General features: G+C 59.4%; 19 protein-coding genes. 11 read left to right on the top strand and 8 right to left on the bottom strand.

The annotated features are described in order from the left end of the window. Nucleotides 1-15: 15 nt before the first annotated feature. Nucleotides 16-1,185 carry a MalY/PatB family protein gene (locus PSJ8397_RS06305; RefSeq protein ID WP_085863746.1) on the bottom strand — a complete coding sequence of 390 codons (1,170 nt, stop codon included), beginning with the start codon at nt 1,183-1,185 and terminating at the stop codon, nt 16-18. A gap of 92 nt (nt 1,186-1,277) precedes the next feature. Between PSJ8397_RS06305 and def (PSJ8397_RS06300) the strand changes: the two genes are divergently transcribed. Genes def (PSJ8397_RS06300) through fmt form a run of 4 tightly spaced genes read left to right on the top strand, consistent with a single transcriptional unit; the run spans nt 1,278 to nt 3,741 of the window. After that, complete coding sequence (gene def / locus PSJ8397_RS06300) at nt 1,278-1,805, top strand: peptide deformylase (RefSeq protein WP_085863745.1); 528 nt, start codon at nt 1,278-1,280, stop codon at nt 1,803-1,805. Next, entirely contained in the window at nt 1,792-2,286 is a 495-nt protein-coding gene (def, locus tag PSJ8397_RS06295) for a peptide deformylase (RefSeq protein ID WP_085863744.1), read from the top strand. Before def (PSJ8397_RS06300) ends, def (PSJ8397_RS06295) begins: the two co-directional genes overlap by 14 nt. Beyond that, nucleotides 2,276-2,773, top strand: coding sequence for a peptide deformylase (gene def / locus PSJ8397_RS06290; RefSeq protein WP_085863743.1), 498 nt, complete (start codon nt 2,276-2,278; stop codon nt 2,771-2,773). The genes def (PSJ8397_RS06295) and def (PSJ8397_RS06290) overlap by 11 nt, the downstream gene beginning before the upstream one ends. 59 nt (nt 2,774-2,832) lie before the next feature. Then, complete coding sequence (fmt, locus tag PSJ8397_RS06285) at nt 2,833-3,741, top strand: methionyl-tRNA formyltransferase (protein WP_085863742.1); 909 nt, start codon at nt 2,833-2,835, stop codon at nt 3,739-3,741. Nucleotides 3,742-3,773: 32 nt separating this feature from the next. On the opposite strand, the gene PSJ8397_RS06280 is transcribed toward fmt, so the two are convergent. The 7 genes from PSJ8397_RS06280 to PSJ8397_RS06250 form a co-directional block, all read right to left on the bottom strand. Continuing rightward, nucleotides 3,774-4,394: a trimeric intracellular cation channel family protein gene (locus PSJ8397_RS06280; protein WP_085863741.1), complete on the bottom strand. Its 621-nt coding sequence runs from the start codon at nt 4,392-4,394 to the stop codon at nt 3,774-3,776. Beyond that, nucleotides 4,391-4,846 carry a ribonuclease HI gene (gene rnhA / locus PSJ8397_RS06275; protein ID WP_085863740.1) on the bottom strand — a complete coding sequence of 152 codons (456 nt, stop codon included), beginning with the start codon at nt 4,844-4,846 and terminating at the stop codon, nt 4,391-4,393. Before rnhA ends, PSJ8397_RS06280 begins: the two co-directional genes overlap by 4 nt. After that, nucleotides 4,839-5,441 carry a class I SAM-dependent DNA methyltransferase gene (locus PSJ8397_RS06270; RefSeq protein ID WP_085863739.1) on the bottom strand — a complete coding sequence of 201 codons (603 nt, stop codon included), beginning with the start codon at nt 5,439-5,441 and terminating at the stop codon, nt 4,839-4,841. Before PSJ8397_RS06270 ends, rnhA begins: the two co-directional genes overlap by 8 nt. Continuing rightward, nucleotides 5,438-5,896 carry a DUF3429 domain-containing protein gene (locus PSJ8397_RS06265; protein ID WP_085863738.1) on the bottom strand — a complete coding sequence of 153 codons (459 nt, stop codon included), beginning with the start codon at nt 5,894-5,896 and terminating at the stop codon, nt 5,438-5,440. The genes PSJ8397_RS06270 and PSJ8397_RS06265 overlap by 4 nt, the downstream gene beginning before the upstream one ends. A gap of 4 nt (nt 5,897-5,900) precedes the next feature. Next, nucleotides 5,901-6,356: a YdeI/OmpD-associated family protein gene (locus tag PSJ8397_RS06260; RefSeq protein WP_085863737.1), complete on the bottom strand. Its 456-nt coding sequence runs from the start codon at nt 6,354-6,356 to the stop codon at nt 5,901-5,903. A 40-nt stretch (nt 6,357-6,396) separates the two neighbouring features. Further along, nucleotides 6,397-7,347, bottom strand: coding sequence for a 4-hydroxy-3-methylbut-2-enyl diphosphate reductase (ispH, locus tag PSJ8397_RS06255; protein WP_085863736.1), 951 nt, complete (start codon nt 7,345-7,347; stop codon nt 6,397-6,399). A gap of 113 nt (nt 7,348-7,460) precedes the next feature. Beyond that, entirely contained in the window at nt 7,461-8,033 is a 573-nt protein-coding gene (locus tag PSJ8397_RS06250) for a LabA-like NYN domain-containing protein (RefSeq protein ID WP_085863735.1), read from the bottom strand. A gap of 90 nt (nt 8,034-8,123) precedes the next feature. Between PSJ8397_RS06250 and folK the strand changes: the two genes are divergently transcribed. The 7 genes from folK to PSJ8397_RS06215 all read left to right on the top strand — a co-directional run bounded on the left by folK (nt 8,124) and on the right by PSJ8397_RS06215 (nt 13,667). Further along, on the top strand, nt 8,124-8,708 hold the full coding sequence (folK, locus tag PSJ8397_RS06245; protein ID WP_085863734.1) for a 2-amino-4-hydroxy-6-hydroxymethyldihydropteridine diphosphokinase: 585 nt from the start codon (nt 8,124-8,126) through the stop codon (nt 8,706-8,708). 93 nt (nt 8,709-8,801) lie between these two features. Then, nucleotides 8,802-9,164 carry a DNA-directed RNA polymerase subunit omega gene (rpoZ, locus tag PSJ8397_RS06240; protein WP_085863733.1) on the top strand — a complete coding sequence of 121 codons (363 nt, stop codon included), beginning with the start codon at nt 8,802-8,804 and terminating at the stop codon, nt 9,162-9,164. Between the two features lie 30 nt (nt 9,165-9,194). Beyond that, nucleotides 9,195-11,330, top strand: a complete 2,136-nt coding sequence (locus PSJ8397_RS06235) for a RelA/SpoT family protein (RefSeq protein ID WP_085863732.1) — start codon at nt 9,195-9,197, stop codon at nt 11,328-11,330. 73 nt (nt 11,331-11,403) lie between these two features. Beyond that, nucleotides 11,404-12,060 carry a DUF2062 domain-containing protein gene (locus PSJ8397_RS06230; protein WP_085863731.1) on the top strand — a complete coding sequence of 219 codons (657 nt, stop codon included), beginning with the start codon at nt 11,404-11,406 and terminating at the stop codon, nt 12,058-12,060. A gap of 34 nt (nt 12,061-12,094) precedes the next feature. Then, nucleotides 12,095-12,838: a pyridoxine 5'-phosphate synthase gene (locus PSJ8397_RS06225; protein ID WP_085863730.1), complete on the top strand. Its 744-nt coding sequence runs from the start codon at nt 12,095-12,097 to the stop codon at nt 12,836-12,838. Next, nucleotides 12,819-13,340 (top strand): nucleoside deaminase, encoded by a 522-nt coding sequence (locus tag PSJ8397_RS06220; protein ID WP_085863729.1) that lies wholly within the window; start codon nt 12,819-12,821, stop codon nt 13,338-13,340. The genes PSJ8397_RS06225 and PSJ8397_RS06220 overlap by 20 nt, the downstream gene beginning before the upstream one ends. A gap of 21 nt (nt 13,341-13,361) precedes the next feature. Then, nucleotides 13,362-13,667 (top strand): Dabb family protein, encoded by a 306-nt coding sequence (locus PSJ8397_RS06215; RefSeq protein ID WP_085863728.1) that lies wholly within the window; start codon nt 13,362-13,364, stop codon nt 13,665-13,667.

Below are 13,667 nucleotides of genomic sequence, written 5' to 3'. Positions count from 1 at the left end.
CGCCTTGAGACTTCTTTACTGCAAATCTCCGAATGCCTTTGCCAGCCTCTCGACCGCCTCGTCGATCTGCGCCCTTGGGGCTGCGAAATTGAACCTTAAAAAGGGCTCCCCTCCGGTGCCGAATGTTGGCCCGTGGTTCACCGCGATCTTTGCATCTTGCTGAACCCGCTGGGTGAATTCGTCGCGGCCCATGCCGGTGCCGCTGAAATCAACCCAAGCCAGATAGGTCGCCTCAAGCGGCATGGATGCCAGCCCGGGGATTGCATTCACGCCTTCATCAAACGCGCGGCGGTTGCCATCCAGATAGCTGCGAAGGTCATCCACCCAGGCGGCACCCTCTGGCGAATAGGCCGCCTCGGCCATGAACAAACCGAAGGAATTTGGCGACAGGCCAAGGGCCGCCATACGCGCCCCGAACTGGCGCCGCAAATCGGGATCCTCGATGATGACATTGCCGCTGTGCGAGCCCGCGATGTTGAACGTCTTGGTGGTGGCCGTCATCATCACCAACCGGTCTTCGATCCCGTCGATATGCGCCATGGGAATGTGTGTGTGGCCCGGGAAGGTCAGGTCTTGGTGGATTTCGTCGCTGACCAAGATCAGGTCATGACGTTTGGCGAATGCCGCCACCGCCTGTAGCTCTGCCTTGGTCCAGACGCGACCGCCGGGGTTGTGCGGCGAACACAGGATGACCATGCGTTCGTTGCCTGTCATCTGGGCGTCATAACTGTCGAAATCAAATTCATACCGACCGGCGTCGTTGGTCAGCTGGCATTCCACCACCTGACGTCCGGCGGCGTTAATCACTTTGGCAAAGGCATGATACACCGGCGTGAACAACACCACCCCGTCGCCGGGGTTGGTGAAGGCATCGACACACATGGCCGTTCCGTTGACCAGACCGTGGGTGGTGAACACCCACTCCGGTTCGATTTTCCAGCCATGGCGCGTATTCATCCACCACTGGATCGCGGCCAAATATTTGCTGTCGTCCCCGAAATATCCGTACACACCGTGGTCGTGCATGGCCTTGACGGCATCTTGCACACATTGGGGCGGACGAAATTCCATATCGGCCACCCACATGGCGATCCCGTCTTGCGCATCGACGCCGTAGATCGGCTCCATCATGTCCCATTTCACGCAATGGGTGCCGCGGCGGTCGATAGGGGTGTCAAAGCTCATGTGGGTCTCCTTTTCAACGTCTAAGCTAGCCGCACCACCGGCATGCGCAACCCTTGTTGCGCCGCATGGCCAATGCGCATACATGATGCGCCATGACACGCCGTTCGATCCTTATTCACCCTGACCCGCGCCTGAAAACGGTCGCCGACCCAGTTGCGTCCATCGACACTGAGGTCCGCCGACTGGCCGACGACATGCTCGAAACGATGTACGATGCTCCGGGTATCGGGCTGGCCGCCCCGCAGGTCGGCGTGCTGCACCGGATGCTGGTGATGGACTGTGTCAAGAACGAAGGGGAGGCCCCCCGCCCGATGGTGCTGATCAACCCTGAAATCATCGGCGTATCCGAAGAAATGTCGACCTATGACGAAGGCTGCCTGTCCATCCCCGACCAATACGCCGAGGTCGATCGCCCCGCCCAAGTCAAAGTCAAATGGACAGATCTGGACGGCAAAGAGGTTCAGGAAGAGTTCGACGGGCTGTGGGCGACCTGCGTTCAGCATGAAATTGATCATCTGGATGGCAAGCTGTTCATCGACTACCTCAAGCCGTTGAAACGTCAGATGATCACCCGCAAAATGCAGAAACTGAAGCGGGATATCGCGCGTGGCAAAGCGTGACATCCGCCTGTGGCCCGATCCGGTGTTGTCCGCGCCTTGTCGGGCCGTCGATCTGGACGATCCTGACCTGCCGGATTTGATCACCGATCTTTATGACACGATGTATGCCGCCAAGGGCCGTGGCCTTGCGGCCCCCCAAATCGCGATCCTGAAACGCGTTTTTGTGGTTGATGTGACGTGGAAAGAAGGTGTGCGGGACCCGCGCGTTTTCATCAACCCGCAGGTGATGGAAACGACAGGCCCACAAGTTGCGATGGATGAGCAATGCCTGTCCATTCCTGATCTACCCATGTCGGTTATGCGGCACGAAGCGGTGACCCTTCGGTGGTCATCCCTTGATCGCGTAGAGCACACGGCCCGATTTGACGGCACGCTCGCCCGTTGCATCCAGCACGAATTCGATCATTTGAATGGCGCCGTGATCTTCGATCACCAATCGCCAGAAACGCGCACCACCCTTGAGGCCCGCTATGCCCCATAGACCGTTTGTCCCCTATCCCGCCAAAATCCTGCGCACCCCTGCGGTCGAGGTTGATGAGATCAACGATGACATCCGTGCCCTTTGGGACGAGATGGTTGAGGCGATGGATGCGATGCCGGGCGTGGGGCTTGCGGCCCCGCAGTTGGGGGTGGGGCTGCGGCTGGCCGTGGTTGATGCATCCGACAAACGCGGCCAAGCGGTGCGGATGGCAAACCCGACGATTCTGCATGCCTCTGTTGATTTGCGCGGCCATGAAGAAGCCTCACCGAATTTGCCTGGTGTGTCGGCCGCGCTGGAGCGTCCGCGTGCTGTGACCGTGCGGTTCATGAATGAGGCGGGCGTGTATGATCGAAAGGATTTTGTAGGCCTTTGGGCCACCTCCGTGCAGCACCAGATCGATCATTTGGACGGCAAGATGTACTTTGACCGCCTGAGCCGCCCAAAACGGGATATGTTGCTGAAGAAAGCGCGAAAATTGAAGCGGTGAAACTTGGGGCGACCCGACCCTCCGGGGGGAGTTTTTCTGGTCAGATGAAGGAGGCTGCGATGCGGATTGTCTTTATGGGGACGCCTGATTTTTCGGTGCCCGTGCTGGATGCGCTGGTCAATGCGGGGCACGAGGTGGTCGCCGTATATTGTCAGCCGCCGCGTCCTGCAGGGCGCGGCAAGAAAGAACGCCCGACCCCTGTTCACGCGCGGGCGGATGATTTGGGATTAATGGTCCGGCATCCGGTGTCTTTGAAGGGGGTGGATGCGCAGGCTGACTTCGCGGCATTGGACGCGGAAATTGCGGTTGTGGTGGCCTACGGTTTGATCCTGCCGCAGGCGATTTTGGACGCCCCTGACAAAGGCTGTTTGAACATCCACGCCTCGCTGTTGCCACGGTGGCGGGGGGCCGCACCGATCCACCGCGCGATCATGGCAGGGGATTCCCAAACAGGGGTGTGCATCATGCAAATGGATGCAGGCCTTGATACCGGTGATGTGCTTTTGCGGCGGTCGATCGACATTGAGGTGGGTGAGACAACGGGGCAATTGCATGACCGGCTGAGAAGCCTTGGTGCGGATGCGATTGTTGATGCTTTGGCGACGCTGGATGACCTTTCGCCTGCACCGCAACCCCAAGAGGGCGTGACCTATGCCGCAAAAATCGACAAATCCGAGGCGCGCTTGGACTGGACACAAGATGCCACAGAACTGGCGCGCCAGATCAATGGGCTTTCCCCGTTTCCTGGTGCGTGGACCTCAGCCGACGGCGAACGGTTGAAACTGCTTCAGGCCGCCCCGTCTGACACGTCGCTCGGTGCAGGTGAGACATACGCAAAGGACGGGCGTTTGTACATCGGCTGTGGCGCAGGTTCGGTCGAAATCATGCGCGCGCAGCGTGCCGGCAAACGTCCCAGCGCCGTGGCAGACATGCTCAAAGGGTGGACGCCACCACTGACCCTTGTCTGATTTCTTTGGGTCAAAAATACCTAAATCCAGCCTTAGCGGCGGGGTGGGCGGCTTTTGTAGACAGGCAATCGCCAACCAAATGCCAATGATCCGCCCCGCAGCGCAAAAGTGACGATGGCACACCCCACGAGGGCCACGGCCAGTGGCTGTCCAATCCAGATGAGGGCCAACGCCGTCACCGCCCCCAACAAGGCGCATGTGACGTAAAGCTCCCCCTGTTTGAGGACCAAGGGAACCTCATTGCAGACCACATCCCGCATCAGTCCGCCAAAACACCCTGTTGCGATGCCCATGATCACAACAACCGGCCAAAGCGCGCCCATCCCGAGTGCCGCCGCCACACCTGCGGGCACAGCAACGGCCAAGGCCAGCGCGTCCAGCCAGAAAATCGCCCTAAGGCGGGATTCCAGCAAATGCGCGGTCAGAAACACGAAGATCGCCGCCACACTGGCGACAGCCACAAAGATGGGCTCAGCCACCCAGAACACCGCGCGATCCAGGATCACATCCCGCACGGTGCCTCCGCCAACAGCCGTCAGGCAGGCGACAAACACAAATCCCACCAGATCAAGCTGGGCACGGCTGGCCACAAGGGCTCCTGTCAGGGCGAAGACAAAGACCGACCCGTAGTCGAGGGCTTCTACGGCGGTCATTTCGCGGGTTTGAACGGCGCCATGCCCGCCCGCGCAAGGGCGTCGGCCCGTTCGTTTTCGGGGTGCCCTGCATGGCCTTTGACCCATTCCCACGTCACATCATGGCGTTCGCGGGCGGCATCGAGGCGTTGCCAAAGATCGACGTTCTTGATCTCGCCGCCCTTCTTTTTCCAGCCCTTCGATTTCCACCCGTAGATCCACTTCGTGATCCCGTCTTTGACGTAGGAGCTGTCGGTGACCACTGTCAGGCGGGAGGGGGCGGACAGGGTTTCAAGCGCATGGATCGCAGCGAGCAATTCCATGCGGTTGTTGGTTGTGCGGGCCTCTCCGCCGGAGAGTTCACGTTCCTTGACGATGGCCTCGCCGTCGCGCGCGATCAGCAAGGCGCCCCAGCCCCCGGGGCCGGGATTGCCCGAACACGCGCCGTCTGTGTAGGCGAACAGATCAGGCATGGTTCACCGCCATCATGACAACCCACGGGTCGTCAGTGCCGGCCAACCCGACCTCATGTCCGGTGTCCGTATCCGTGACATTCAGACCGGCCACTGCCAAAAGATCAGCCAACCCTTGGGCGGTCACATAAGTATACCGCCGGTCCATGCCGTCGCGCGCTGTGCCGGTTCCGACTTTCATGCCGATGTGGAATACGCCGCCGGGTCGCAAGGCCCGTGCAATCGCGGAGAGGTGGCGGGGCAGGTCGACTTGCGGCGCATGAAGGAGGGAAAAATTCGCCCATATCCCGTCAAAGGCCGCCACCTCTTTCAGATCGTCAAAGGTTCCAAGGGTCGCATCCACGCCATTTAACTCAGCCGCGACGCGCACCATTTCCGCCGAGGCATCAAGGGCCATGACATCAAAACCAGCCTCGATCATGAACCGCGATGCATTCGCAGGCCCACAGCCCAGATCAAGCACGCGGCCGCCAGTGGGCAGGGCTGCCATGAACCGGCGCAGATGCGCGCCTGGCTTTCCAGCGCTGTCGAAATGATCGGCATAGTCTTGGGCCTTGGCGTCATAGACGGCGATGGTGCGGGCATCGACGGTCATAGGACCACCGGCAGCAAGCAGGCAATGACAGCACCTGTCAGGATGACACGCAGCGCCATCCACCAACGGGGGGCAAGGCCCCACGTCCAAAAGGCGTAATCCAGCACCAACAGCGCCAGGAACCCCGCGATCAGGTTCATGCCTGCCGATGTGGGCCCACCGCCAACCATGAAGAACGCCCAAAGGGCAGGCAGTACGGACAGCGCGTAGCCTGTGGCCGCTTGGCCCCCGTCGGTCTTGGTGGCAAAGCCCCACAAAACACCGGACATGAACGACAGGATCACTGTGCCATAGGCGAGGCCGACGTAGGGCCCGATGAATCGCGGCCCGACAAGACCCATCGTCGCCTCCGCTGCGGCCTCACTGTAGATGGTTACCGCCCCCCAGAAGAAGGGCACAAGGCCCGCAAGGCCAAGGATCAGGGCAGATTTGGGAATGTCTTTGAATGCAAACATCAGGTCACACGCCTTTCAATTCGATGATCAGCGCAGCGATACGGCGCTGACGTGTGTCTGCACGTTTGGCGCTGTTCACCGCATAGAGCAAGCCCCGCTGTTTGCCGGGCGTCAATGCGCCCCAGATCTCTGTAATGCCGGCGGATCGGATCGCGTTTATGACATCGGGGGGCACGTCAACGTCGTCGGCGGGGGCAGGGCGAAGACGCACCTCGACCCGTTCTCCTGCCGTAATACCGACCTGACGCAAAAGCGATTTGCCAGCATAAAGGAACACATCATCAATCACGGGGGCCTTGGTCAGTGCGAGATTGACGGGGTGATCGTTAATTTCTCCTTCGACCCGTCTTGTCGGGCCAAGCGCATCGACAACGTTCTTGGGCAACCTGAGAATTGTGTATGTGGCCTTTCCCCAGACCATGGGTTCGACCGCGGCTTCGAATGTGACGTAGTCCTTCATTGGGGCCTCTAAAATTCCGGAATTTTAGAGTTTGTGCGCCTCACGCCGGTTCCCGCAAAACGCGCGGCACTTTGAATTCTACGTTTTCGACGGCGGTTTCCACGACTTCGACGGTCACGTCATAGCGTGCTTTGAAGGCGTCGATGACTTCGTTGATCAGCACTTCCGGGGCAGAGGCACCGGCCGTGATGCCGATGGATGAAATCCCTTCAAGCGCGCGCCAGTCGATGTCGGTGTCGCGCATCACCAGCTGGCTGTAGTCGCATCCCGCACGGCGGGCGACCTCTACCAAACGTTGGGAATTCGAAGAGTTCGGCGCGCCCACAACCAACATCGCGTCGCATTTGGGCGCGGCCGCCTTGACCGCCTCTTGGCGGTTGGTGGTGGCATAGCAGATGTCTTCCTTGTGGGGCCCAACGATGGCCGGAAAACGCGCGTTCAGGGCCGCCACGATATCAGCTGTGTCATCCACGCTGAGGGTTGTTTGGGTCACGAAAGCCAGCGCCTCGGGGTCGCGGACGTCGACCGTGGCTACGTCTTCCACCGTTTCGACCAACAGCACATCGCCTTCGGGCAGCTGGCCCATGGTGCCTACGGTTTCTGGATGACCCGCGTGACCGATCATGATCATTTGCAGGCCGTTGTCGGCGTGGCGTTGGGCCTCAATGTGGACTTTGCTGACCAGTGGGCAGGTCGCGTCGACAAACACCATCTCACGCGCTTGCGCCTTGGCGGGTACTGATTTGGGCACGCCGTGGGCTGAGAAAATGACGGGCCGGTCGTCTGGGCATTCGTCCAGTTCTTCGACGAACACCGCGCCTTTGGCGCGCAAATCATCGACCACGAATTTATTGTGGACGATTTCGTGGCGCACATAGACGGGCGCGCCCCACTTTTCCAATGCCATTTCAACGATTTTGATGGCGCGATCTACGCCTGCGCAAAACCCACGCGGGGCGGCCAGATAAAGGGACAGGGGGGGCTTGGTCATGGGTCAGGTCTCCGTTCGGGGATAACCTATGCGCGGCGGCGGCGGGGGTCCAGTGTTGCCCGCGTGCCTGTGCCACGTAAAAAGAAGGCGCCCCATCAGGGACGCCCTCATTTTTAGTCTTGGCTGTCGGCCAGCGCTGGTTCTTCTGCACGCGGTTCACGCGGCGGGCGACCGATGACATCGCGCAGTTCATCCAGTTCAATGAAGTTGTCGCATTGGCGGCGCAATTCGTCTGCAATCATCGGGGGTTGGCTGCGGATGGTGGACACCACGGACACCCGTACGCCTTGACGCTGCACGCTTTCGATCAGCGGGCGGAAATCACCATCGCCGCTGAAAATCACGATGTGATCCACATGGGGGGCCAATTCCATGGCATCCACGGCCAGTTCGATATCCATGTTGCCTTTGATTTTCCGGCGGCCCATCGAATCGGTGAATTCCTTGGCCGGTTTCGTGACCATGGTGAACCCGTTGTAGTTCAGCCAATCGACAAGCGGACGGATGGGCGAGTATTCGTCGTTTTCCAAAAGAGCTGTGTAATAGAACGCCCGCAGCATTTTTCCGCGGCGCATAAATTCTTGTCGCAACAGTTTGTAATCGATGTCAAAACCCAGCGCCTTGGCGGCCGCATAAAGGTTTGATCCATCGATGAAGAGCGCAAGCCGCTCATCGCGATAAAACATAGCAAATATGTCCTTTCAAAGAGGCCTGACCAATGGGAAAAGAAGGGTGAGTGGTTGGGTCAAGCGCGCGGAACATATGGGAAATACCAAATGCATCAAGGGGAAGCTGACAACATCGGCGACATAACGCTGCTTGCCCTTGGCGGCAATGTCCCGACGCGCGCAGGTCCGCCCGCCCAGACATTACAGGCGGCATTGGGCGCATTGGAGGAGGTGTTCGGCCCCCTTTCGGTCAGTCATTTGTATCAGACGCCTGCCTTTCCAGAGGGGGCGGGCCCTGATTTTGTCAACGCGGCCTGCACCCTGAAGACAGGTTTGGCGGCCCCTGAAATTTTGGCCCAACTGCACCGGATCGAGGCGGATTTTGACCGCACGCGCGCTGTGCGGTGGGGGCAGCGCACTCTTGATCTGGATCTGATCGCTTGTGGGGGACAGATTTTACCCGACCGGACGACATATGATCACTGGCGGGGGCTTGCGCTTGAGGAACAGATGGTGCGCCCGCCGGATCAGCTGATCTTGCCGCATCCGCGCCTGCAAGATCGTGCCTTTGTCCTCGTGCCTTTGGCTGACGTGGCCCCTGATTGGAGGCATCCGGTCTTGGGGCAAACCGTACGGCAAATGCGCGACGCTTGTTCTGCGTCCGATCTGGCCAGCGTGCGCCGCCTCAGCTGATCAAACAAACGCCGGAATCGGGTTGTATTATAGGTGTCAAGCCTTTATGACGCCCGTTCATACCCCCTGATGGATTGATAGATTGGAGCATCCATGGCCCGCGTGACCGTTGAAGACTGCGTTGACAAGGTTCCAAACCGTTTCGAACTCGTGATGCTTGCCGCACACCGTGCGCGCGAAATCTCTGCCGGTGGCGCGTTGACCGTCAACCGTGACAACGACAAAAATCCCGTTGTTGCCCTGCGTGAGATTGCCGATGAAACCCAGACGGCGGACGATCTGCGGGAACGCGTGATTGAGGCCAACCAGACCCAGATTGAGGTGGACGAACCTGAAGAGGATTCGATGGCCCTGCTGATGGGTGGCGGATCGCCCGAAGCGGACAAGCCCGCCGATGATGACATGAGCGAAGAGAAACTTCTGCGGGCTTTGATGGAAGCCCAAGGCCAGAAGTAAGCGCGCAGCAGATAGGCAGATCGAACCAGCATGACAGCAGATGACCTGATCGCGCTGGTTCGCACCTACAATCCAAAAACCAACGCCGACATGATCGCAGATGCGTTCGTGTTCGGCGCAGACATGCATGACGGCCAGTTCCGTCATTCAGGTGAGCCCTATTTCACCCATCCGATCGCTGTGGCCGGCATTCTGGCCGAACAGCAGATGGATGACGCCACCCTGATCACCGCCCTGTTGCACGACACGATTGAAGACACCAAGGCGTCCTTCACAGATGTCGAAGCGCGGTTCAGCCGCGAAATCGCGGAGTTGGTGGACGGTGTCACAAAGCTGACCAACCTGCAGCTGAGTTCGACCGAGACCAAGCAGGCCGAAAACTTTCGCAAGTTGTTCATGGCGACGTCCCGCGATCTGCGGGTCACGCTGGTGAAGCTGGCAGACCGTTTGCACAACATGCGCACGATCAAGTCCATGCGTCCCGAAAAGCAGGCCCAAAAAGCGCGTGAGACGATGGACATCTACGCGCCGCTTGCGGGCCGGATGGGGATGCAATGGATGCGTGAGGAGTTGGAGGATCTGGCGTTCCGCGTCCTCAACCCCGAGGGTCGCAATTCCATCATCCGCCGCTTCATTACCTTGCAGCGTGAAACGGGCGATGTGGTCGAAAAGATCACTGCCGATATGGAACACGAGTTGGACAAGGCCGATATCGCCGCCGACATTTATGGCCGCGCGAAAAAGCCCTATTCGATCTGGCGCAAGATGCAGGAAAAGCAGCAGGGGTTCAGCCGCCTGTCTGACATCTACGGCTTCCGCATTATCACCCAGTCTGAGGCCGATTGCTATGCTGCCCTCGGCGCAATCCATCAACGGTGGTTCGCTGTGCCGGGTCGGTTCAAGGATTACATCAGCCAGCCGAAATCGAACGGCTACCGCAGCCTGCACACCACCGTGTCGGGGCGCGACGGCAAACGGGTAGAGGTGCAGATCCGCACCGTTGAGATGCACGAAGTGGCCGAGGCAGGGGTGGCCGCACATTGGTCTTACCGTGACGGGATCCGCACCGAAAACCGCTTTGCGGTGGACCCAGCACGCTGGATTGCCCAGCTGACCGACCGTATTGATGAGGACGACGACGACAACACGTTCCTCGATATGGTCAAGTTGGAGATGTATCAGGACCAGGTGTTCTGCTTCACCCCCAAGGGCGACGTGATCAAACTGCCCCGCGGGGCGACGCCCATTGATTTTGCCTATGCGATCCACACCCGGATTGGCCATGCCTGTGTCGGGGCCAAGGTCGACGGACTGCGCGTGCCGCTGTGGACGCGGCTGAAGAATGGCCAATCGGTTGAGGTCATCACCGCCGAGGGCCAGACGCCGCAGGTCACGTGGATCGACATGGCCGTCACCGGCCGCGCGAAAACTGCCATTCGGCGTGCCTTGCGCGAAGAAGACCGCGAACGGTTCATCAAACTAGGTCGAGAATTGGTCCGCGTGTCCTTTGAGAACATTGATCGCAAGCCAACGGACAAAGCCCTGCGCACCGCCGGAAAATCCTTAGGTCTTGGCAATGTCGATGATTTGCTGGAACGCGTCGGCGCTGCCGAGATTTCATCGCGCGATGTGGTCTCTGCCATCTACCCCGATCTTGTGAAACACGCAGGCGCCGAGATTGAGGCCCGCCGCGCGGTCATCGGCCTAAGCGCCGATCAGCATCACCGCCGTGCGCAATGTTGCCAACCTATCCCCGGCGAGAGGATCGTCGGCATCACCTATCGGGGTCAGGGTGTGGTGGTTCACGCCATCGATTGCGACGTTCTGGCCGAACTTGAGGACCAAACCGAACGCTGGATTGATCTGCATTGGCAGGAAGGCACGCATTCGGCGTCCAATACGATCACGTTGGATCTGACCATTACGAACGACGCCGGTGTGCTTGGTCGCATCTGCACCTTGATTGGTGAGAACGACGCCAATATCTCGGACTTGCAGTTCATTGATCGTAAACCCGATTACTACAGATTGCTGATCGAGGTTGACCTGCGGGACGTAGAACATATGCACATCGTCATGACGGCGCTCGAGGCGGACAGTAATGTTGCCACAATCGAACGTCATAGAGACCCGGATCGCGCAGGGCAGGTGCAGCGCGGCTCGTAAATTTGCGCGGGCCGTCACGGGTTCAATTACAGGGTCCATCACGGGGCCAAGATAGGGCAGGAACGGACAACAGGTGGTCTTTCGACGCAGAGACAGACGCCCCCTTTGGCGGGCTACGCTGGAATTACTCTGGCCGCGGGGCGGGTGGGGCCGTGCGGCGCAATACGTCAAACACCGTGTGCGGCGTTTGCCCGATACCCCTGAAAAGATCGCACGCGGCATTTGGGCCGGTGTTTTCGCGTCCTTCACCCCGTTTTATGGTCTGCATTTCTTTATCGCAGCGGGCACGGCGAAACTTATGCGGGGCAATATCCTTGCGTCCTTGATGGCCACGTTTTTTGGCAATCCCCTGACGTATCTTCCCATCGCATGGTCGGCCTTGGCGACGGGGCATTGGCTGCTTGGCACACGGCTGGACCGGGATCTGATCGAAGGCGGCCAGCGGGGCGTGTGCGGCATCGGCTGCCAATTTGGCAACGCGTTTGAGGATCTTTGGCACAACTTCATGGCCATCTTCACGCACGAAAAGATGGATTGGCGCGGCCTGTCGCAGTTCTACGACGAAGTGTTTTACCCTTATATGGTCGGCGGCATCATACCTGGCATCGTCACTGCCTCGGTCTGTTACTACCTCTCTGTTCCTGTCATCCGTGCCTACCAGAACCGTCGCCGCAAGATTTTGCGCGAAAAATTGGCGCAGTTGAAGAATCCGGCTGACGGCGCGGATTAGCGTGCTAGTATCAGTCCAGAAGGAGGGCTGATCTATGTCCAATTTACGTCTGGGTGTGAACATTGACCACGTCGCAACCGTCCGCAATGCGCGCGGTGGCAATACGCCGGATCCGGTGCGTGCGGCCAAACTGGCGGAACAGGCCGGGGCCGATGGAATCACCGCCCACTTGCGCGAGGACCGTCGCCACATCACCGATACGGACATTGATGCGTTGATGGACACCCTGACGGTGCCGTTGAATTTTGAAATGGCAGCGACGGCCGAAATGCAGCAAATCGCCCTGCGTCATAAGCCCCACGCGGTCTGTATCGTCCCCGAAAAGCGCGAGGAGAGGACGACAGAAGGCGGGCTTGAGGTCGCGCGGGAGGAAAACGCGCTGGCCCATTACATTGCCCCCCTGCGTGAGGCAGGGTGCCGCGTGTCGATCTTTATCGCCGCCGATCGTCGCCAGATCGATGCCGCCGCGCGCATCGGCGCGCAGGTGATTGAATTGCACACCGGCGCCTATTGCGACGCCCATTCCGAGGGCGATTTCGCGACCCGCGATGCAGAGCTTGAAAAGATGCGTCTGATGTCCGCCTATGCCCATTCCCTTGGGCTTGAGGTGCACGCGGGCCACGGGCTGACCTATGACACGGTCAAACCCGTCGCCGCCTTTCCTGAGGTGATGGAGCTGAACATCGGCCATTTCCTGATCGGCGAAGCGATCTTTCGGGGCTTGCCCGATGCCATGGCCGAAATGCGCCGCCTGATGGATGAGGCTCGGTCGATTTGATCATCTGGCGGGCTATCTCCTGCCCATGACCAACACGATCACTCCCACCGACCTTGAACGTCACATTATGACGGAGATTAACACCTGGGCCGCGCAGATCGGCGCGGATGAGGGTAAGCCTGCCTTCACGGCTGCGATCCTCAAAGACGGGGCAGAGGTCACGCGGGGGCGCAACACCGCCATTAAGGACAACGACCCGACCCGCCACGCCGAGGTCGTGACGATCGGCAAAGCCGCTGCCGCCCTTGGCACGCGGGATTTGGCGGGCTGCACATTGCTGTCATCGTGTCAGCCGTGTGAGATGTGTTTGGCCGCAATGCGCTGGGCTGGGATTTCCCGTGTTGTTTTCGGGGCTCAACAGCATCAGATCGACGACCAGATGTTCCGCTTTCCGCAGATGACCCTGCCCGATTTTCACGCGGCCTGCGGCGGGTGTTTTGAGTATGCGGGTGGTGTAGATGCAGACCGTGTGCTGCATTTGTATCGTTTGCATGAAACCTGAATTTTCGCAAAGGCCCCGAACATGATCCTTCACGCCGTCTATTTCGACCCCTGCGATGATCCCGAAGAACTGCGCAGTATCATGACGGGTTTGGCTGATCTGGTGGGGCAAATCGATGGATTTCTGGAATTTTCCCACGGCCCAAACATTGACGCGGAAGGCAAATCATCCGAGGCGTCCTACGGGTTTGTGTGCACCTTTGCGACCGCCCGCGCCCTTGCCACATATGCGCAAGACGCCCGTCATCGCGCGCTGGGCGCGCGGCTTGTGGCGATGTGTGGTGGTGCGGAGGCCATCAAAGTGTATGATATCGACACCATTGATTGA

Origin of the sequence: Pseudooctadecabacter jejudonensis (assembly GCF_900172275.1) — a bacterium.
Lineage (GTDB): Bacteria > Pseudomonadota > Alphaproteobacteria > Rhodobacterales > Rhodobacteraceae > Octadecabacter > Octadecabacter jejudonensis.
This window is presented reverse-complemented; position numbering and strand designations above follow the sequence as displayed.